Source organism: Fuerstiella marisgermanici (assembly GCF_001983935.1).
Lineage (GTDB): Bacteria > Planctomycetota > Planctomycetia > Planctomycetales > Planctomycetaceae > Fuerstiella > Fuerstiella marisgermanici.
This window is the reverse complement of record NZ_CP017641.1, coordinates 6,375,207-6,395,610: the sequence shown is the minus strand read 5'-3', so window position 1 is coordinate 6,395,610 and position 20,404 is coordinate 6,375,207. Positions and strand designations below refer to the sequence as shown.

Sequence of the window (20,404 nt, the reverse complement as noted above, 5' to 3'; positions counted from 1 at the left end):
ATCAAGAATCACTGACTTCACAACATGTCCTCCACCTACGCCATCGGCGTCGACCTTGGTACCACCAACTGCGTTGTCTCATTTGTTCGGCTGGACGCAGAAAAACCGCAGGCCGAAATTCTTCCCATTCCGCAGCTGGTCGATCGCGGCACGGTTGAATCACGAAATTCGCTCCCGTCGTTCACGTACCTCGCCACCGATGCGGAAGCTCAAAGCGGCACCTGCGATCTGCCGTGGTGTCCGGGGCAGGATTACGCGGTGGGTGAGTTCGCTCGTCGGCAGTCGGCGGACAACCCGGACAGGACGGTCGGGGCCGCGAAGAGCTGGCTGTGTCATGGCGGAGTTGATCGCCGGTCGCGGATTCTGCCGTGGCAGGCTCCGGAAGGAAATCCGCAGATCTCACCCGTCGATGCGACGCTGCGGTACCTCGAACATCTGGTCGAAGCCTGGGACGCTGCTCACCCCGAAGAACCAATTGCCGATCAGCAGGTCGTCCTTACCGTGCCCGCCAGCTTCGACCCGGCCGCGCGAGAACTCACGCGCGACGCGGCATTCAAGGCGGGCCTGCCCGAAAGCCTGGTGCTGCTGGAAGAACCTCAGGCCGCCGTTTACGCATGGCTGCAGCAGATGGGCGACAATTGGCGAGACACCCTCACGGCCGGCGAAACACTTCTGGTTTGCGACGTCGGCGGCGGCACGACGGACCTGACGTTGGTCGACATTGTCGACGAAGACGGCGACCTGGAACTGCGCCGGCGCGCCGTCGGAGATCACTTGCTGGTCGGCGGTGACAACATGGACCTCGCGCTGGCGTACCACGCGTCGCAACAGTTCGAACAACAGGGCGTGAAACTGGATCCGTGGCAGTCGGTGTCGCTGTGGCATTCGTGTCGCAACGCCAAGGAAAGTTTGTTCGTGGACGACGGCCCGGAAACTCATACCGTTTCCGTTTTGGGTCGCGGCAGCAAACTCATCGGCGGCACTGTCAGCGTGGAACTTCAACGAGACGCCGCCGCCAAGCTACTCATGGACGGCTTCTTTCCAGAAGCCGGTCTGCATGACAAACCGCAGCGGCAGATGATGACGGGCTTCCAGGAAATCGGACTGCCGTACGAATCCGACACCGGCATTACGCGGCACATCGCCGATTTTCTCAGCCGTCACGGCGAAGGCGAATCCGTCCAGCCGACCTACCTTCTGTTTAACGGCGGAGTTTTTCGAGCCGACCGGCTGCGCGAACGGCTGATGAACGTGGTTGGAACCTGGTACGACGATAACCCGCCGCAACTTCTGGCGGGCGTCCATGACCTCGACAACGCGGTCGCGCTGGGAGCCGCCTTTTACGGCTGGACGCGAGCCAACGGCTCGCTGCGCATTCGAGGTGGGTCAGCTCGCAGTTGGTACGTCGGCATCGAATCCGCCGGCCTCGCCATCCCCGGCGCCCCGCGTCCGCTGCGAGCCCTCTGCGTGGTGCCTCAGGGAATGGAAGAAGGCACCGAACGCGACGTGCCGTCCGGTGAGATCGGCCTCGTCGTCGGTCAACCCGCGCGGTTCCGTTTCTTCGGTTCCACCGTCCGTACCAACGACGAACCCGGCACGCTGCTGCAGTCGTGGGACGAAGACGAACTGGTGGAAACCGTCAACCTGGAAGCCGAGTTACCGAAAGACGATGACTCGGACGAAACATGGGTGCCCGTCAATTTCCAATCCCGCGTGACGGAACTCGGAGTTCTGGAATTATGGTGCGTCAACAAGGCGAGCAACCGCCGGTGGAAACTGGAATTCGATGTGCGGGAACGCGAGTCGGACACGTAATATTGCTCCGGCGCATTTCGTTGCCAGGTGGCCGCGAAACAAGCGTTTCGCACTGTGAAGGCGTGCTTCACGCGAGCCCGAATCGTCCACAACATAAGGGAAACGACTTTAATCGTTGAACAGGTCATCCAGGTCGTTGTTCAGAAGATCGCCCAATGTTCCGTACGCGATGTCTTCCTGCTTGTCGTAAAACAACCAGTCCATGCTGCCTCCGCCAAACAGCAGGTCACGTTCGTCATCGTCCTGCACACTGCCTTCTGTGCCAACGGTAAGAAAGTTGTCTTCATTCAGGCGATTTGTTGATCCCGAGCCGTTGTACAGGTTGGCGATTCGTTGTTGCACCGATCGCTCAGACGTCCATTCGGCTTGAAGCTTACGCAGTGCTGCGGAATCCTGGTCGAACTTAGTTGTCCCCGCGATCAGCAGGTCTGTGCCCGAGCCGCCAAAGATAAAGTCGCGGCCCGTTCCTCCGATGACGATGTTGTTGCCTGATCCGGCCCAGATGTAGTCGTTACCTTCGCCTCCCAACAGGACATCGCCACCTCGGCTACCGACCAAGCGATCATTCCCCGCTCCGGCATCGACGATCAGAGGCGCTTCGAAGTTGCCCAATGCGTTGAACCGATCGTTGCCATCGCCCAGTTGCACATAGATGCTGGTGAAGGCAGTCGGTGACACGTTATGAGTGCCAAGCGTGTTCGAACGGATCAGATAACTGGCCCCGCTGCGACGTTGCAGGATGACTTGGTCCAGGCCCGCCGAACCAACAACATTCAGAACTCCATCCTGTATGCCAACCCCACTGAGAAGCGCCTCAGTGGAAGCCGACTCGCCGTCGCCGTCATCAAAACTGAGCGTGACAGTGTAAACGCCGCCGTCCGCATACGTATGAGTGTTCACAATCGCGCCGGTTGAGCTGATGTTGGCTGAATCTGCCGAGCCATCGCCCCAGCGAATGGTCATCGCTGGCAGAGAAGCGGCCGAGAAATCTGAAAGAGCCGCCGTCAGCGTCACCGTTTCACCGGCCGCCTTGTCGCCGATCGTTGTCGCATCGGTGGTGAGGGAATCGATCACTGGCGTCGAATCTGGCGCAGCGATCACGGTCAGTGTGAAGGTCGTTTGAGTAGTCAGTCCGCCACGATCGGTGGCGGTTATCGTGACCGTTTGAGTCTCCGCCGGTGCGTCCGTGGTATCCAACGACCACGACCATGTTCCACTTGCTTCACCGTTTTGGGTGACGGTACCGATCGACGCCGATACGATCACAACATCGCCAACGGTATCCGCGAAAATGCCGGTGTTGCTGGCGATGTCGCCTTGATCGACGGTGATCGTGGCTACGTCGGCAGTGACCGATGGCGGCGACACACCCGACACGGACGTAGTCGCGCTTTTGCTGTCAGACTGACTGGATCCATCCATCACGCCAACAAAAACTTCGTAATTTTCCACCGAAGGCACAACTCCAAGGTCATAAGTGTGTCCGATGGAGAACGAACGCTCGCCAGCAGAAAACGTCAGCGTGTCGCTTCGCCCGTCGCCCCAGTCGATGCCGACGGTATGACTGTCTGTCGAACTGGCATCGCTAAACGTGCCGGTCAGCGTCACGTCGCCGTTTTCATCAACCAAACTGTCGATGTTGAGGCCCGTAATGACCGGAGCGTTGTTGCTGACGGTCAGTTCGCTGGTGCTTGCCGCCACAGCCTGGTCAGCATTCAGAATCGCCGTGTTGAGCACAAACGCCGACCCGGGCGGAAACTCAGCCGTCGATTTAATCGTCACTTCGTAGGACACCGTTCCCGATGTGCCGGGCGCAATATCACCCAGTTCCCAGCGGATGATATTTCCGTCGACGATGCCATCATTGCTAATATTGGTAGGCATGCCTAACAGCGTTTCATCGAAATCGTCAATCAGTACTCCGCCGGTGATGGTTGTTGAGCCGGTGTTCTCGTAACTCAGAGTAAACTTGAGCGTATCACCGGGCGCGGGAGTTTCACTGTCCGCCATCGCCGCTGCGGCAAAACCCCTGAACCCAAAACTCAGTGGTGCGAATGCCGGCGGCGGATCGGGAACAATCTCCGAATCGTATTCGACGCTCAGCGATGTCGTGTCCAGATCACCAACCAGGACCGCGCGGGTTGTGCGGGTATGAGCTCGGAAATTGAAATCCGGCTCCGCGATCACCTGAATGATATGATAGCCCTCGGCTGTTGGCGTCCAGTCCATCGGCAGAAACGCAGGTCCGGTCGATCCACCGTCGGGGAAACTGACTGAGCCACTGCCGATCTCGAACGTTCGCATCTGGCCGAGTACGGGAAACAGGTCGTTGAAGGTCACCTGGACCTCTGGCAGCTCAACATCCAGGTCATAGTCAAAAACGCCAGTGATGGTGACCAGGTCTCCGATTTGCGGATTTGTCAGATCCTCCGGTTGAGGATCTACTGGCGGCAACGTGGGATGTGAGAACAGCAGCGAAGACGAAAAAACGTAGCCGGGGCCCGCTGGGCCACGCGGTCCCGGTGGCAAAGGATCAGGGGATTCACCGTTGACAGTGAGCGTCGCTTCAAAGACTTCGGTAAACGTCCCATCACTGATTTCAAACCGCAGCGTGTAGTCTCCATCTTCTTCGGGCGTTCGAAAGATGTCCCGGAAATTCCCATTGATCGCCGTACGCGTCCCTGAGGCCCTCAATACCTGGCCGTTCTGGTCGATCAAGCGAGTCGTCACGCTCGCATTCTGCACTGGAAAGTCGTCGGTACCGGGAAGCGTACTAAAGTCATAAAACGCCTGGCCGCCGACCACCACCAGTTCGTTTCTATAGAAAGTGCGATCAGGAACATTCGCCACAAGCGCGGCGGAACCGGTAGCGGGGCTGCCGATTTGCAAGACTTGAATGGCATCGTTGTTTGATTCATCGAGTTCTTCGATCGTCGAGTCAGGATCGACCACCACGCGGACCAGCAGGTACGCATCCTCGAGCGGCAGTGCGGGCTGGCCGTTCGCGCCATCCCAGGTAAAGCCGAACTGTACGACGGAGTTCGGATCGATTTCTTCCGGGTCCGCAGCGATCGATGCTATCACGCGGCGACCGATTTCTACAAAATCCTCGCCGTCCGCATCGTACACCTGAATACTGACAGGGACGTTAGTTGCGGCAAGCGTCCCTGCGTTGGTGACATCGATTATAAAATTGACCGCATCACCGACAGACGGATTGATCGGATTGAACAACACATCCGACGAGATCAACGTCAAATCCGGCGACGGCGGCAGTGCCACCTCGACAGTCAGACTCTTGCTGGTCACGCCGCCGTCCCCGTCGTCAATCGTGACAAGGGCGGTATAAATGCCAGCGCTGTTATAGGTATAAGCCAATTCAAAATCGTCGCCATTGAGCGTCAGTGACTGATCGCCGGAACCGTCCGCGTAGTTCACGGTGGCCGTCCAGGTATCCGGTCCCGGGTCAACGAACGATCCTACGAGCGTCAAGGGGGTGCCACTGACGACTGTGACCACAGAATCAAGCGAGATCGTGGGCGCCACGTTCCTGACCGAGACGGTTGCAGTGGCCGTGTGTGAGTCACCAGAATTATCGGTCGCACGCACTTCAACCGTCACGTTTGTTGGCCCATCCAGTAGACCGGCCTCAAAGATTGGATTCCTGCCGACTTCGTCCCCGTGCTGAGCACTGGTCCCGGTCTCTCCGAGGATCTCATCGCCATCCAAATCCCATTCGAATGTCAGCGTCTCGTCCGGCGCGTCTGGATCACGCGACCCTGAGGCATCCAACTGCACGGTTCCACCTTCATCGACCTGGTAAGGCCCGCCGGCGTCGGCCACAGGCGCCATGTTAGGCGGCGGGATTACAGCTAACACAAAGTCGTTGCCGGTGGCAGCGTCCAGGCCCAAATAAGACACCTTGGCACTAAGCGGTGATTCGAGGAAGCCGTTGATAACGCTCCCTTCCGGCAAGGTGGCGAAAGTTCCTGAAATGGAATCGGTGCCATCGTTGTTGATGAGCACGAAGCTGTCTTCAAGACTGAGTTCAGACTCGCCGTCCATCACCAATTTAACCCCCGTCAAATCGAGAGCACCGATCAGGTTAAGCTGAGAGTATTCACTGTTCGCCGTGGTGCCATTGATGGTGAAACGAAGGTTGCTGCCAGACGCGATAGACAGCTCGCTGGCAATCACACTCGTAGGTGACAAGGCGACGTGCACGGCATGGGGTGAATCACCAGGACTCAGCGACAGAGTGCCTCCTGAAGTGTCGATCGTGCTGCCAAGGACGATATCCCCAGCCGTCGTGACCTGAAGATTGGTATTCGCGGCCAAAGTCACGTCACCGGCAACCGTAATGTCACCCTCGTACAGCGTGCCGCCGGGAATGCCAGCGCGACCGATAGTGAGCGATGGCGACAGAATTCGCTCGAGCATTGATGTCGATAGGCTCAACGCGTTCACGTTGGTTGTTCCCAATTCGATATTCCGATTGGAAGAGATCGGAGCAACAGTGACAGAGTTGGCGGACTCGATCGTGGACGTGAGATCCAGCTCAAACTCGTCGCCGTAGAACATGACTCGCCCTGTCCCTTGAGTCCGCACGACGGCGTTGGCGGCGGTGGTGATCAGTTCCGCGAAGACCTCCAAATCGTCATTGTTTTTCAGAACGAACGTGTCGTCGAAGGCAACCTGATCAGTTTCGCCACGTCCGTCAACAACGACATCAGCGGAGAACGAACTACCGAGCTTTCCGAGGGTAATGCTGTCGCTGTCCACCGCGTCGCCCTGGATGCTCAAACGTCCGGTCACGTTACGCACCAGGATACCGCCCAGCGATTCACTAAAGGCTATGAGCGTATCTGTTGTGTTGGAGCCGCTGAGCGTAGTCGCGATATCGGTTGCAACAAGGTTGGCTTGATCAATGTTGACCGTCAAATTCGTGATCGCGGAATTGGTAAGGTTGATCAGATTTCCGGTCGTCAGTTCGAGCGTCACATCATTGAGTTGCAGCGTTCCCTGAGCCGGATCGTAGGACACGGTGTTGAAGTTTCCGCCGGTGAATCCGATGCCATCGTTTCCTCCCGGACCGCCGTCAAAGGCGATTTGCAATGCGGCTTCCAGGTTGTCGCCGGTGTAGTCAACCAGCAGTGTGTCATCCCCGCTGCCGCCGAGAATGGAATCAAAGCCGGTGTAAGTCACGGAGCTGACCACGATGTCCCCGTTGGCAGCGACCTGCCAATTTGTATTCGCCTCGCTACCCAGCAATTGATTGTCGGCGGGGGCCTGTGCAACAACCTTTTCCAACGAGTAGGAATCAAGTACTCCGGGAATACTGCGGGCATTGACGCTGACTTCCAGTGGTTCGCTGCGTTCGGCCAGTTCAAGTCGGTCGGTCCCCCCGTAGCCAACGAATGAACCGAAGTACGTCCCGTCACTTTCAATGATGAACACATCCTCCTGGGAATTTCCCCGCAGAACGCCTACGTTGGTAAAGCCGTACTGCCCATCGTTGAGTGTCCCTGCGTTCTCACCAGTGATGCTCCATTCGTTCACCGAATCAGGGCCCTCAACAGACTGATTCGAAGCGCCCGAACCAACCACCGCTTCAAAACCAGTGGCCGCTCCCGTAGTGCCGCCACTGGAGCCTACTCCCGTCGCTCGGTTCGTGTTCCAACTGACGAACACTGTGTACGAATACTGTGAATAATCCAGGGTGTCCCAACCACCACCGCCATCCAGCGTCCCCTGGATGTAGTCCGAACTACTGCCGGTAAACTGGAAGGTATCATCCGCCGAACCACCGACCAATGACTCCACATCATAAAAGCTCGTCGTCGTGTTCAGCGTACCATCGTTCCGATCATCGATCGTCCACAGGCTGTTTGTGTCAGGCCCGATCAACGTGTCAGTGCCACTGCCGGCACTGATGGTGCCCACGTCGCCGAGGACCGTGAACACATCGTCTCCGCCTTGCCCAATCAAGCTACGGTTCCAGTTTCCGCCGATCTGAACCATGAACGTGTCGACAGCGTCACTGCCGTAGAGATTTTCCGCGTTGGCAAAGTCGAAGCGTTGTCCGTCAATGAGAACGTAGCCGGTATCTTCTCCGGTCACATACCAGTCGGCCGCCAACTCGGGAGCGAACAATGATTCCGTACCACTGCCACCCACGAACTGAGCGAAACCGGAACTGTAGTGCACACTATTCGCAGTGGCGGTGCCATCAGCGTTCAACTGCAAAGACAAACTGCCCGTACTACCGAGGAGACGGTTATCGTTGTCGCCTTCGATCAACAGTTCCCCAGCGAAGTAGCCGCCAAGCACTCCGGGAATGTTACGGTTGGAAATATTGACATCGATCGGCGCGCCGCGGTCGGCTAGTTCAATGCGATCCGAGGTGCTCCCGGTGAGCGAACCCGACAGCGCCCCTGCACTTTCGATCTGAAAGACGTCTTCCTGAGGACCACCTCTGAGACTTGTGACGTTGGTGAATCCGTACTGGCCGTTGTTGAGTGTTCCTGTATTTTCACCAGTGATGCGCCACTCATTCACCGAATCAGGGCCCTCAACAGACTGATTCGAAGCGCCCGAACCAACCACCGCTTCAAAACCAGTGGCCGCTCCCGTAGTGCCGCCACTGGAGCCTACTCCCGTCGCTCGGTTCGTGTTCCAACTGACGAACACTGTGTACGAATACTGTGAATAATCCAGGGTGTCCCAACCACCACCGCCATCCAGCGTCCCCTGGATGTAGTCCGAACTACTGCCGGTAAACTGGAAGGTATCATCCGCCGAACCACCGACCAATGACTCCACATCATAAAAGCTCGTCGTCGTGTTCAGCGTACCATCGTTCCGATCATCGATCGTCCACAGGCTGTTTGTGTCAGGCCCGATCAACGTGTCAGTGCCACTGCCGGCACTGATGGTGCCCACGTCGCCGAGGACCGTGAACACATCGTCTCCGCCTTGCCCAATCAAGCTACGGTTCCAGTTTCCGCCGATCTGAACCATGAACGTGTCGACAGCGTCACTGCCGTAGAGATTTTCCGCGTTGGCAAAGTCGAAGCGTTGTCCGTCAATGAGAACGTAGCCGGTATCTTCTCCGGTCACATACCAGTCGGCCGCCAACTCGGGAGCGAACAATGATTCCGTACCACTGCCACCCACGAACTGAGCGAAACCGGAACTGTAGTGCACACTATTCGCAGTGGCGGTGCCATCAGCGTTCAACTGCAAAGACAAACTGCCCGTACTACCGAGGAGACGGTTATCGTTGTCGCCTTCGATCAACAGTTCCCCAGCGAAGTAGCCGCCAAGCACTCCGGGAATGTTACGGTTGGAAATATTGACATCGATCGGCGCGCCGCGGTCGGCTAGTTCAATGCGATCCGAGGTGCTCCCGGTGAGCGAACCCGACAGCGCCCCTGCACTTTCGATCTGAAAGACGTCTTCCTGAGGACCACCTCTGAGACTTGTGACGTTGGTGAATCCGTACTGGCCGTTGTTGAGTGTTCCTGTATTTTCACCAGTGATGCGCCACTCATTCACCGAATCAGGGCCCTCAACAGACTCACTCGAAGCGCCCGAACCAACCACCGCTTCAAAACCAGTGGCCGCTCCCGTAGTGCCGCCACTGGAGCCTACACCGGTGGCTCGGTTCGTGTTCCAACTGACGAACACCGAGTCGGAAAACCCGGAGTAGTCCAGTGTGTCCCAGCCATCACCCGTATCCAGTGTCCCGACATAGTCAAAACGCCCCCCGGTGAACCGGAAGGTATCATCCGCCGAACCACCGACCAGCGACTCCACATCGTAAAAAGCTGCCGTCGTGTTCAACGTGCCATCGTTCAAATCATCGATCGTCCACAGGCTATTTGTGTCAGGCCCGATCAAAAGGTCGGTGCCACTGCCGGCACTGATGCTGCTCACGTCGCCGAGGACCGTGAACACATCGTCTCCGCCTTGCCCAATCAAGCTACGGTTCCAGTTTCCGCCGATCTGAACCATGAACGTGTCGACAGCGTCACTGCCGTAGAGATTTTCCGCGTTGGCAAAGTCGAAGCGTTGTCCGTCAATGAGAACGTAGCCGGTATCTTCTCCGGTCACATACCAGTCGGCCGCCAACTCGGGAGCGAACAACGATTCCGTACCACTGCCACCCACGAACTGAGCGAAACCGGAACTGTAGTGCACACCATTCGCAGTGGCGGTGCCATCAGCATTCAACTGCAAAGACAAACTGCCCGTACTACCGAGGAGACGGTTATCGTTGTCGCCTTCGATCAGCAGTTCCCCACCAGAATAGCTGCCAAGCACACCGGGAATGTTGCGATCGGAAATATTGACATCGATCGGCGCGACGCGGTCGGCTAATTCAATGCGATCCGACGTGCTCCCGGTGAGCGAACCCGACAGCGCCCCTGCACTTTCGATCAGAAAGACGTCTTCCTGAGGACCACCTCTGAGATTTGTGACGTTGGTAAAGCCGTACTGCCCGTTGTTGAGTGTTCCTGTATTTTCACCAGTGATGCGCCATTCGTTCACCGAATCAGGACCCTCAACAGTCTCACTCGAAGCATCTGAGCCGATTACTGACTCAAAGCCCAAAGCGGCACCCGCACTTCCGCTGCTGGAGCCTACACCGGTGGCTCGGTTCGTGTTCCAACTGACGAACACCGAGTCGGAAAACCCGGAGTAGTCCAGTGTGTCCCAGCCATCACCCGTATCCAGTGTCCCGACATAGTCAAAACGCCCCCCGGTAAACCGGAAGGTATCATCCGCCGAACCACCGACCAGCGATTCCACATCGTAAAAACTCGTCGACGTGTTCAACGTGCCATCGTTCAAGTCATCGATCGTCCAGACACTATTCGTGTCAGGCCCAATCAACGTGTCAGTGCCACTGCTCGCAAAGATCCGTCGCGTTTCGACACTTTGGCCGATCACTGTAAAGCCGTTGACTTCAATCGCCTGCCCATCGACTGCGAACGTATCGTCACCACCAGTTCCCTGGATCGTAATAGTGTCAGTGCCGCTGGTTGCCAGAATCCGCAGCTTGGTCGTTGGGGCGGCAAGCTGGCCGTTAAATACAGTTGTCCCTCCGCGTCTCACCAACCATTCGTTGGTCCCGCTGCCAATGTATTGCGCCGTGAAGACATCATTCCCGCCGGTGCCGATCACATCGTAGTAGTCCCCGTCGGTGTCGAGCACTTCGATCGCCAATGCCTTTTCGGTCACCACACCCATGCTGTCTGTCGCACGAACACGCACCGAATACGCATCCTTCAGTTCGTCGTCAAATATTTCAGCAGTAACCAACTGGTTCGAATTGATGCTAAAGCTGGCGTTGTCCTCGCCACCTGCCCCGTCAAGCAGCTCGAAGGTATAAGGTCCATCCGGGTTCTTTGTGGGTGAGGCGTTAATTCGTTAGTTTTCGTGGGATGCAGGGAACAGACTTTTACGAACAGATTTTGGGACTGACGGGGCCGTGGTTTGTGGCGGACGTTCAGCTGGATATGGAAGCTCAACAGGTCGACGTTTTCGTCGAACATGGCGAGGGCGAAACTTTTTGCTGTCCGGATTGCGACAGGCAGCTGCCGTGCTATGACCACACGAAGTCTCGCCAATGGCGGCATCTGGACACGATGCAATTTGCGACCATCCTTCATGCCCGCACGCCTCGCGTGAAGTGCCCGGATCATGGCGTCAAACAGATCAGGCTTCCCTGGGCGGAAAAGAACAGCCGCTTCTCATTGTTCTTTGAACGCTTCGCCATCGACGTTCTTCTGGCCACACAAACCGTGAAAGGGGCGTGCAGCATTCTGGGGATCTCATGGGATGAATCGTGGCACATTCTGCAGAAGGCGGTGGCTCGCGGGAAGGATCGCAAACAATCGAAGAACCTCCCTCGAATCGGCATCGACGAGAAAGCCTTTCGAAAAGGACACAACTACATCACGCTGATCTACGATCTGGACAAGAGCACTGTCGAAGCGATTTCCGATGGTCATGACACGGCAGCCGCTGATGCCTGTTTCGATCAGCTTTCAGACAGTGAAAAGCAGTCTGTGGAGGCGGTTGCGATGGACATGAGTGCCGCATACGTCAAGAGCACCAAAGGCAACATTGCATTGGCCGAACAGAAGATTGTGCACGACCGCTTTCACATCATGAAGCTGGCGACCGAAGCCGTCGACAAGGTCCGTCGGTCGGAGCAGAAGAAGCTTCGCGCCGAAGGCGATGATCGATTGACGGGAACTCGGTATCTGTGGCTTTCAGGCCAGGAGAATCTTACCGAGAAACAGCAGGAACGCTTTGATGCCGCATGGAAGGCAGAGTTACTCACGGGCAAAGCGTGGGCCTACAAGGAAATGCTGCGAGACCTCTGGGTTCATGACACTCCGGCAGAGGCCACGATGTTCTTCAATGACTGGTACAAGCGAGTCATCCACACAAAGCTGGAGCCAATGAAGAAAGTCGCTCGCACGATCAAAGAACGCTTAGCCAATGTGGTGAGCTACTGCACTCACGGAATCACAAACGCCGTCGCCGAAGGAATGAACAGCAAAATCATGGCCATCAAACGAAGAGTCGGCGGATACCGAAACCGCGACAACTTCAAAACCGCCATCCTCTTCTACTGCGGAGGACTCGACCTCTACCCACAATAATCCCGGATGGACCAGGTATAAGGGACTGTTCCATCCGGATCGACCGCAGTCAGATCTCCGACGGGAGAATCAACAACAAGTTTCTCGAGGACAAAATCGTTCGAAAGTAAAATGTCCGCTGCCAGCAAACAGCGTTCTTCCAAACGCTCAGTCGTTAATTGCCGCCGGTACTGGCGTTGTTTTCGTGATGTGCGGAGCTTGCGAAGAAATGATTTCATGGACATATGAACAGGCATCAGCATTTGAAGGAAGACAGCTTTCGCCGCGACGGACAGCACCCGAAGCGATCAGTTCAGGCGTAATTTGAGCACCCGCGGGGCAATTCCAGTGGTGGCTCACCTTCAATGCGTGAAGCGAATTCGGTTTGCCTCATGTGAACCCAGGAAATTCATAAACTTTTCTGCAATCGCGAAACCGGCGCATACGGAGCCCTCGGACACACCGCTTTTTGCAGGGAAATTGGCGGAAATGCGGGGAATCGAGCCGTTCTCAGTCCGACTCAACCTTCAGCGTCTTCAACATTGCCTCGACGTCCTGCACGCGAGCGGCGTAGTCGGTGGACGGGGCGTTTAGCAGGAAGACCACGATGTTGTGGTTGCCGTTGTGGATTCGGGGAATCGCTATCCATAGCTGGCGAGTCGCTACATTGCCCTGACCGGTCAAATTCGAACCGGTTTTGCTTTTGCCTTCGACCAACAGCCACATGGCCTTCTTCCCGGCAACATTGCGCACGTCTTTCTCCAGGACTTTTGCTCCGGTGCTCGTCAGGCCCGGAATGCTGAGATTGAGCAGTTCCTGCGGCGTGTAGGCTCGGCCCGGAAACTGCATGAACATGGCCAGCCGATTGGCGTAACTGGTCGTACGGTCGCCGGTCGTGGCGGTCGTGGCGGTCGATGACGGTGCCGACCACAGTCGCAGCACATAGCCAGGCACGATAAAATCGCCCAGTTCAAAGCCGCCACGGATCCACGGTGATGCGGGGTACGTTACGCTGAGTCCGATGCTGTCGTCGTCGTAGGTTGGTTTGTCGCGTTTGGGACGAGCGTCTTCGAACGTCGCGGATTCCGCCATGGCTCGCACGGCTTTGTAAGCTGCGTCGAATTTATCGTTGGCCGCCGTGACCTGAAAGACGATTAAATCCTGTCCGCGCGGAAACGCCAGCCAATGCTGAGTCGTCGGCGTTTGCCCGCCGCCGATGGCTATTCCCGTGCCCGGCGCGGTGACTCGAAAAGAAATCGCTTTTCGTCCCGCAATTTCTTCAACCTTGTTGCTGTCCATCTTTGCTCCGGGAACTGCACTGCCAATGCGAGCCAGCTTTTCGGACAGCGACTTCAGCCGAGCGTCTGTCACTGATTCTGATTTTTCCTGCGACCTGACAAAGACAACAGCGATGGCCTGCCCCTGCGGCCCGTTCGACAGCACGGTCAGAGGTTCACCCAGCGTGGCTACGGGAATTGGCACAGGCTTCCACTGGTCGTCGTCCACGGTGAATCGAAATCCATAGTCGGGATCATGAAATTCTTCCGCTTGCACGGCCGAATTTGTAAGTATGGCGACGAGTAGGTGACTCAACACAATCTGCATGGACTTCATTTTGGCACCTTCGTTAACTGTTGACTGATCAATTGTTGAGGCCATCTTTTTCCTCAGCCACTTGTGCCGCGACGTCGTGTCGCGGGATGTGTGGATTCTGCGCTTCGACAATCCAAATGGTGATCGTCGCACCGTCTCTCAGCTCGCTTTCCTTACCGGCTTTCGGCACGTCGGCGATTTCGGAATACAAGGCATCCGAAGAGGATCGATCCCAACAATGCGCATGATGATGGCTCAGGCACGGTCGCAGTAACAAACGGAGTCATCGTTACGGTCGATGCGCCACTGTTGACAAAGCCCAGCCCGGTGACGAACAGCGTCGGATCATTGGGGTCCAACATTTCGCTTTCGTCAATTCCACGAATCATGAACTCGGTCAGACCCAACGGATTGATGCTTGTAAAATCAAACTCCGTGCCAGCAAGTAATGTGAAGGTGTTGCCATCGACAATCAGATCAAATTCGCTATCACCTCCCGGTAATGCGGTTGGTACCAACACTGAGCGAAATGGCGTGGCGTCCGTCTTGTACGTGTATCCGGTTGCGACGACGGGATCAATAAACAGAGTTTCGTTCGGATCGGCGGCAACGTCAAAAATGAATCCGTCGGGTGAATCGATGATCGGTAACAGCGGGTTATCTACTGTCGTTCCAGGCAAGCTATCCAAACCCCATAGCCAGTTTGTGCGATCAGACCGCGTTAGGGCACTTCCAGAACTGATGTTGAACCCCGATGTCATGGTCACTCGATAATCGACGCCCGATGCCAGTTGGGCAAAAATCTCCTGTGCATTGTTGCCACCCTGCGAATCAACGGACGTCCAGAATCCGCTGTCATCCTGCGATTCCAATTGCCAATGCCACCTTGCTCGGGTCGGCGCAGAGACACGAGCGTGGAAAGATGTGTCTTCGTCTGAGCGAATTAGCAAAATTGCATCTCCCTGCGCCACAACGCTTGCCGGAGTGGTAGCACTGGAGTTGACAGCGAAAGCCTGGGAATTGGCCCGCAGCGAAACTGACCCACCGACCACCAGATCATCCCTGCCAGGTACAAACAGGCTGTCGCCCAGCGCTGCCGTTCCTGCAATCGGATAGTCGATTTCACGGGTGTTGTCGAAATCCACATTCGTAGAATCAGGGCTTACGTCAATCCGAGTCGTCAGCCGCCCGGTCGTGATGACGTCGGCATTCAATGGGACGGAAAGAACCAAGTGTAAGCCAAACGCAAAAATTAAGCAGCGATTAGTGGACATGTGAACAGGCACCAAAATTTGAAGGAAAGCAGCTTTCGCTGCGATGAACGGCACCCGAAGCGATGACTTCAGGTGTAATTCGAGTATCCGCGGTCAATTCCTGTGGGACCTCAACCTTCAATGCGTGAAGCGAATTCGGTTTGCCTCATGTGAACGGAAGAAATTCAGAAACTTTTCTGCAATCGCGAAACCGGCGCTTATTGGCTCCTCGGAGGCACCGATTTTTGTTGGGAAAATGGGATAACAGAGCCCGATCGAGCCGTCCTCTACCCGCGTCAGCCTTCAGCAAATTCAACGTCGCTTCGACATCGTTACTCGGCGAACGGCATACCTGGTGGACGCACGTTTAGCAGGTGGACCGCGATACTGTAGTTGCCGTTGTGGATTCATGGACTCGTCATTCAATGCTGGCGAGTCACTACGTTATCCCGCCCGGTCACAGTCTTCACCGTGAATTCTGCGAGCGTTTATCCGGACAGAAATTATGAACCTTGCCTGATACGGAGCGTGAAGTTCGCGTCAGTGGTTGGCGCAAGAATCAGTCGTTGATGGCTTATGCGAAAGGCGGTCCGGGTTTGACTCGGCGCCGAAAGCGTTTTTGCTGCTGTAGAAAGAACATTGGCCAGCGATATGCTTGAGCATGTTGAGCCCTGATTGGGACCTCAGCACATGCGAGCTGAGAATCGCTGGGACTCCGATTCGCCTGGCAACCCAAACGCCTCGGTAGTGACATCACAATCGGTGCCACACGCGGTGGGAGACTATTGGGGATATTGCGGGGCCTTCGTATCGTAGACAATAATCTCATCGTCGCTTGTATGGATCAGCAGCCGCGACTGGTCTGCGGCCAGTTCAACGCGGTCGCCGTGGGTGTCGCCTGGCAATGCCAGTTCCAGCAATGGCTGAAGCGTTGCCGTGTGCCATAGCCGTCCGGCTCCATCTTCGCCGACGGTCGCAATTGTCAGTCCGTCGGCGGAAAACGTCGCAGCGATGGCGTCCGCGTGGTGAGCGGGGACTGACGCGATTCTTTCACCTGTGACCGCGTCCCACAGCATGAGATGTCGATCGGAACTGACAGTTGCCAACCGCGATCCATCACGGCTAAACGTTAAGCCGGTGAGAGTTGAATCATGGCCCATCAGATGCAAAACGGAAGGTCGGCGGTGTGACTCGGCCTGCCCAACATCACTGGAGCTGTTCGAATTCAATTCGCTAATCGGCGCGGCCGCGTCATTTGAGCGGCGACGAAGATCATGCACAAAGACGTCGTCCATATGTCCAACCGCAAGGCGAACGCTGTCAGGCGAAAACTCCAAAGCGTTGCACTGACGCGCAGGTAGCATGACGCGCGACGCATCGGCGACGTTCAGTACGTCGATCGAATCTCGCTGGTCCCACCACGCCATGGCGATGCGGTTTCCGTCTGGCGAAATTGCGAGACAATGGATTTTCGATGTGAAATCCTGACGCAGAATTTCCTGATTTTTTGCCAGGTCATAAACCACGACTGTGTGATTGCTGGCGACCGCAATGAGTGGTCTGTCGCGAGATTTTCTAATCAGTTCCCAACCTGTCTCGGATGGCAGGAAGTTATCTCTTGTTTCTCGCGACCGCACGTCAACAAGCTTCAGTTCACGCCCACACACCACGATTTCGTCGTCAGACACCATGCAGAAGTCCTCGGCATTGGGTCGGCGCCAGGCAGGGGTTGATGTTTCGACTGACCATGCTGCAACCGTGTTGTCTCGGCTGCCTGTGATGACCTGGGCGTAATGTTGATCCACGGCCAGCGACTGAACTCGACCCTGATGCGCGATCCAGCGGGCGAGCGGAGTGGAGGATATTTTTGGAGTCTTATCGAGTTCTCGCGTCAATTCCCAAAGCTGGACCGAGCCACCTCGGTCACCCGTGATGACGCGCAGCGGGTTGTTAAGAAACGCGACACTTTCGATGCCGTCGACGAGTTTCGCCTGCGTCCATTTTTTTGATTTGATGTCCCCCAGCACCAGGTTGCCGTCGATGTCTCCGGCTGCGACGAGGCTTCCGTCTGGTGAAAAAGCGACGCACACCATGCGCGCCGGATTTCGTGATGACGCGTGTGCAAAACGCTGTTGGTGGGTCTGGGCGTCCCAGACAGCGACTGTGTCATCACTGCTGGCGGACGCGATCCATGCCCCGTCTGGCGAAACAGCCAGCTGCTGGATTTCCCGGGAATGGCCAGTCAGCGTTGCCAGTGCTTCGCCGGTTTGCACGTTCCACAATCGAATCAGGCTGTCGTCACCAGCGGTGATCAGCGTCTGCCCGTCCGTCGTATAAATCGCGTCATTGATCGGTTCGTGATGAGCGGCGATGGTCAGTATTGGGCGATCCGTGAATGCCGAAACAAGCTTCGACAGCAGTGACGATTTCACTGTGGTAGAAACTTCCACACCCCAAAAACGCACCGCGCCGTCTCCGGACGCCGTCACGATTTGGCGACCGTCCGGCGACCATGCCACGCTGTTACATTCAAACAACGACCCGAAGCGCTGCAGCACCTTGCCGGTTCTTGCATCACAAACCTGAGCGCTGCCGTCGCGTGCGGCGACCGCTAGTAGAGTTCCGTCCGGGGACAATCGCGCACACTGACCCCACGTGCCGAAGTTCGTACGCCAGTCCGGTCGCACATCAATCAGACGATTCAGATAACGCCATTCAAACCTGGGGTTCCGGATACTGTCGGCATCCGGACGATGCTGTTCCAATAGCGTGGCTGCTCGAGGGACGTCGCCGATGCGAATTGCATCGGACGCCAACTTCATGTTGGCCACATACAAACGTTCGTCAGACTGCATGCGAGCCGCGTCCGCTCGCGATTTTTGCACCTTTGCATCTGCCCAGGCGCGTACCGCAATCTCAGCGCGGTCCTCGGCCAGCTCTAGTGCGACAATGGCTCTCATTGCCTGCCAGATGCTGACCGTTGTTCCCAGTAACAATGCCGCCGCGACGGCGACGAACAACGTCAAAGCTGCTCGGTTTCGCTGAGCCAGTTTTCCAAGTCGATATGTTAGCGACGGGGGTTTCGCCAGAACGGGTTCATCATCCAGAAATCGTTCGATGTCGGCGGCCAGTTCGCTGGCCGATTGGTAACGCCGCGTGCGATCCTTTTCCAACGCCTTCATCACGACCCAGTCGAGTTCGTGTCGGAGTCGTTTGGCGAAACCCGGAACGCCGCTGTCCACAGTTGCGCTGACGGTCGACGCGCCTTTGGCATTCAGGGTGCTAATTCGCGTGCTGGGCCGAGGCGGTTCTTCTTCTCGAATGATCCGCTGAATTTCGTCGTAACCAGCTTCGCGAATTCGTTGCCGGTCGAACGGCGTGCTGCCGGTTAACAGTTCGTACAGCAGCACGCCCAACGAATACACGTCACTGCGAGTATCCACATCCAGCGCGTTCAGTTCGGTTTGCTCGGGGCTCATGTACAGCGGAGTACCGATCATCTGCACAAAGCCTGTAAACAGGGTGCGATCGATCAAACGTCCATGAATAGCCTTGGCAACGCCGAAGTCGATGACCTTCGGTACCGGCGTGACATCATGAAGTTCGACCATCACATTCGCGGGTTTCAGGTCGCGATGAATGATGCCTTTTTGGTGAGCGTGGTGAACGGCATAACAAACCTGCACCAGCAATCGCAGACGTTGCTGACTGTTTAGCTGCTGGTGCTTGCAGTACTTTGTAATCGACACACCGCGGACAAGTTCCATCACAAAAAACGGTCGTCCGGACGGTGACGTGCCGGCATCAAACACGCGAGCGATATGGGGATGATCCATGATCGCCAGCGCCTGTCGTTCCTGTTCGAATCGACCGACAATTTCGTGGGTGTCCATGCCCGGCTTCAGAATCTTCAATGCCACCTTGCGCCGCACCGGCTGGGTTTGTTCGGCCATGTACACGACACCCATGCCGCCGTGGCCAATTTGTTCCAGCAGCTTGTAATTGCCGATCACCGCCCCTGCCGCCTCAACGGGACTGTTATCGATCAACGGCGTCGTTGGGTCTGACGCCTCAAGAAACTGCTCAGCCTGCGGTTGAAGATCGAGCAACCGGTCCAGACGCGCGCGCACCGACTTGTCGCCCTGGCACACGCGGTCAAGATATTCGGACCGCTCATGTTCGGACGCCAATTGCGCAGCGTGCCAGTAGATTTCGTCAATGGGAAGCGTTTCGGAAGCCATGGTTGTGTTAGTTCAGGGTGTCCGATCAAGCGATTGCGGATTGTCGTGTTGTGAGTACTCTGGCGCTACAGCGTTTCACGCTGACTTGTGGCCGCGGAAATCGTTTTTTTGTCCTACGTGGGTCGGTTCCCACGAGCCCGAACCGTCCACATCAAAACGTAAATTGCTCTAAAGCATTCAACACCATCCCTGCCGGTGCATACTTTATGTCATTGAATTTTCCGTCGTCCGATGCTCCTCTGTCATGTCGGCTAACAGCCAGACTTTTGCGTAAGCCCAATCGCGGTCAGCCGTCGCGCGAGAGATGTTGAGAATTTTTGCGGCCTCCTGATGCGACATGCCCGCAAAATACCTCAGCTTCACGAGCTCAGCTTTTCGAGGGGCTTCGTCCGCCAGGCGGTCCAGTGATTCGTTCAGGCACAGCAGCTCATCAGGCTTCAGCAGGCCTGCGTGGCGAGCGTCGTTCCATTCCAGTCGCTGCCGGTCACCGCCTCGCTTCAGACTACAACGACGTCGAGCAGATTCGACCAGAATCTGCCGCATGGCCTCCGCTGCTGCAGCATAGAAATGTGCGGCACCGTCCCAGGATTGAGTGTTGTTTGACTTCGCCAGCCGTAAGTAGACCTCATGTACCAACGCCGTCGGCTGCAATGTGTGGTCGCCTGCTTCCGCCGCCATCCGAGTCGCCGCCAGTTGCCTCAATTGTGAATACAGCAGCGACAGTAGTCCGTCGGCTGAAGGGTGAGGGAGTGGCGGAACGGCGGACATTTCACGAGCTTATAAGTTGGAAGTCCGGACGGAGCGAATCGGCGACGATGACGTTGTCCATTATGGGCGGCGACAA

The 20,404-nt window shown here is 56.5% G+C and carries 7 protein-coding genes; 2 read left to right on the top strand and 5 right to left on the bottom strand.

What is annotated here, in order from left to right:
- Positions 1-24: 24 nt before the first annotated feature.
- Positions 25-1,815 carry an Hsp70 family protein gene (locus Fuma_RS24050; RefSeq protein WP_077026364.1) on the top strand — a complete coding sequence of 597 codons (1,791 nt, stop codon included), beginning with the start codon at positions 25-27 and terminating at the stop codon, positions 1,813-1,815.
- Positions 1,816-1,923: 108 nt separating this feature from the next.
- On the opposite strand, the gene Fuma_RS36000 is transcribed toward Fuma_RS24050, so the two are convergent.
- Positions 1,924-11,142, bottom strand: a complete 9,219-nt coding sequence (locus Fuma_RS36000; protein WP_077026363.1) for a PKD domain-containing protein — start codon at positions 11,140-11,142, stop codon at positions 1,924-1,926.
- A 122-nt stretch (positions 11,143-11,264) separates the two neighbouring features.
- On the opposite strand from Fuma_RS36000, the gene Fuma_RS24040 reads away from it, so the two are divergent.
- Positions 11,265-12,494 (top strand): ISL3 family transposase, encoded by a 1,230-nt coding sequence (locus Fuma_RS24040; protein WP_077026362.1) that lies wholly within the window; start codon positions 11,265-11,267, stop codon positions 12,492-12,494.
- A 489-nt stretch (positions 12,495-12,983) separates the two neighbouring features.
- On the opposite strand, the gene Fuma_RS24030 is transcribed toward Fuma_RS24040, so the two are convergent.
- From Fuma_RS24030 to Fuma_RS24015, 4 genes are all read right to left on the bottom strand, one after another.
- Positions 12,984-14,132, bottom strand: a complete 1,149-nt coding sequence (locus tag Fuma_RS24030; RefSeq protein ID WP_077026360.1) for a hypothetical protein — start codon at positions 14,130-14,132, stop codon at positions 12,984-12,986.
- A gap of 107 nt (positions 14,133-14,239) precedes the next feature.
- Positions 14,240-15,340 (bottom strand): PEP-CTERM sorting domain-containing protein, encoded by a 1,101-nt coding sequence (locus Fuma_RS24025; RefSeq protein WP_145944347.1) that lies wholly within the window; start codon positions 15,338-15,340, stop codon positions 14,240-14,242.
- Positions 15,341-16,101: 761 nt separating this feature from the next.
- On the bottom strand, positions 16,102-19,560 hold the full coding sequence (locus tag Fuma_RS24020) for a protein kinase domain-containing protein (RefSeq protein WP_077026358.1): 3,459 nt from the start codon (positions 19,558-19,560) through the stop codon (positions 16,102-16,104).
- Between the two features lie 204 nt (positions 19,561-19,764).
- The gene (locus tag Fuma_RS24015; RefSeq protein ID WP_077026357.1) at positions 19,765-20,328 is read right to left on the bottom strand and encodes an ECF-type sigma factor; all 564 of its coding nucleotides are present in this window, start codon (positions 20,326-20,328) and stop codon (positions 19,765-19,767) included.
- Between the last annotated feature and the right edge of the window lie 76 nt (positions 20,329-20,404).

What these genes read in the sequence shown, in the direction of transcription:
- Fuma_RS24050 (WP_077026364.1), top strand. Translation starts at nt 25, where the DNA reads ATGTCCTCCACCTACGCCATCGGCGTCGACCTTGGTACCACCAACTGC.
- Fuma_RS24040 (WP_077026362.1), top strand. Translation starts at nt 11,265, where the DNA reads ATGCAGGGAACAGACTTTTACGAACAGATTTTGGGACTGACGGGGCCG.
- Fuma_RS24030 (WP_077026360.1), bottom strand. Translation starts at nt 14,132, where the DNA reads ATGGCCTCAACAATTGATCAGTCAACAGTTAACGAAGGTGCCAAAATG.
- Fuma_RS24025 (WP_145944347.1), bottom strand. Translation starts at nt 15,340, where the DNA reads ATGTCCACTAATCGCTGCTTAATTTTTGCGTTTGGCTTACACTTGGTT.
- Fuma_RS24020 (WP_077026358.1), bottom strand. Translation starts at nt 19,560, where the DNA reads ATGGCTTCCGAAACGCTTCCCATTGACGAAATCTACTGGCACGCTGCG.
- Fuma_RS24015 (WP_077026357.1), bottom strand. Translation starts at nt 20,328, where the DNA reads ATGTCCGCCGTTCCGCCACTCCCTCACCCTTCAGCCGACGGACTACTG.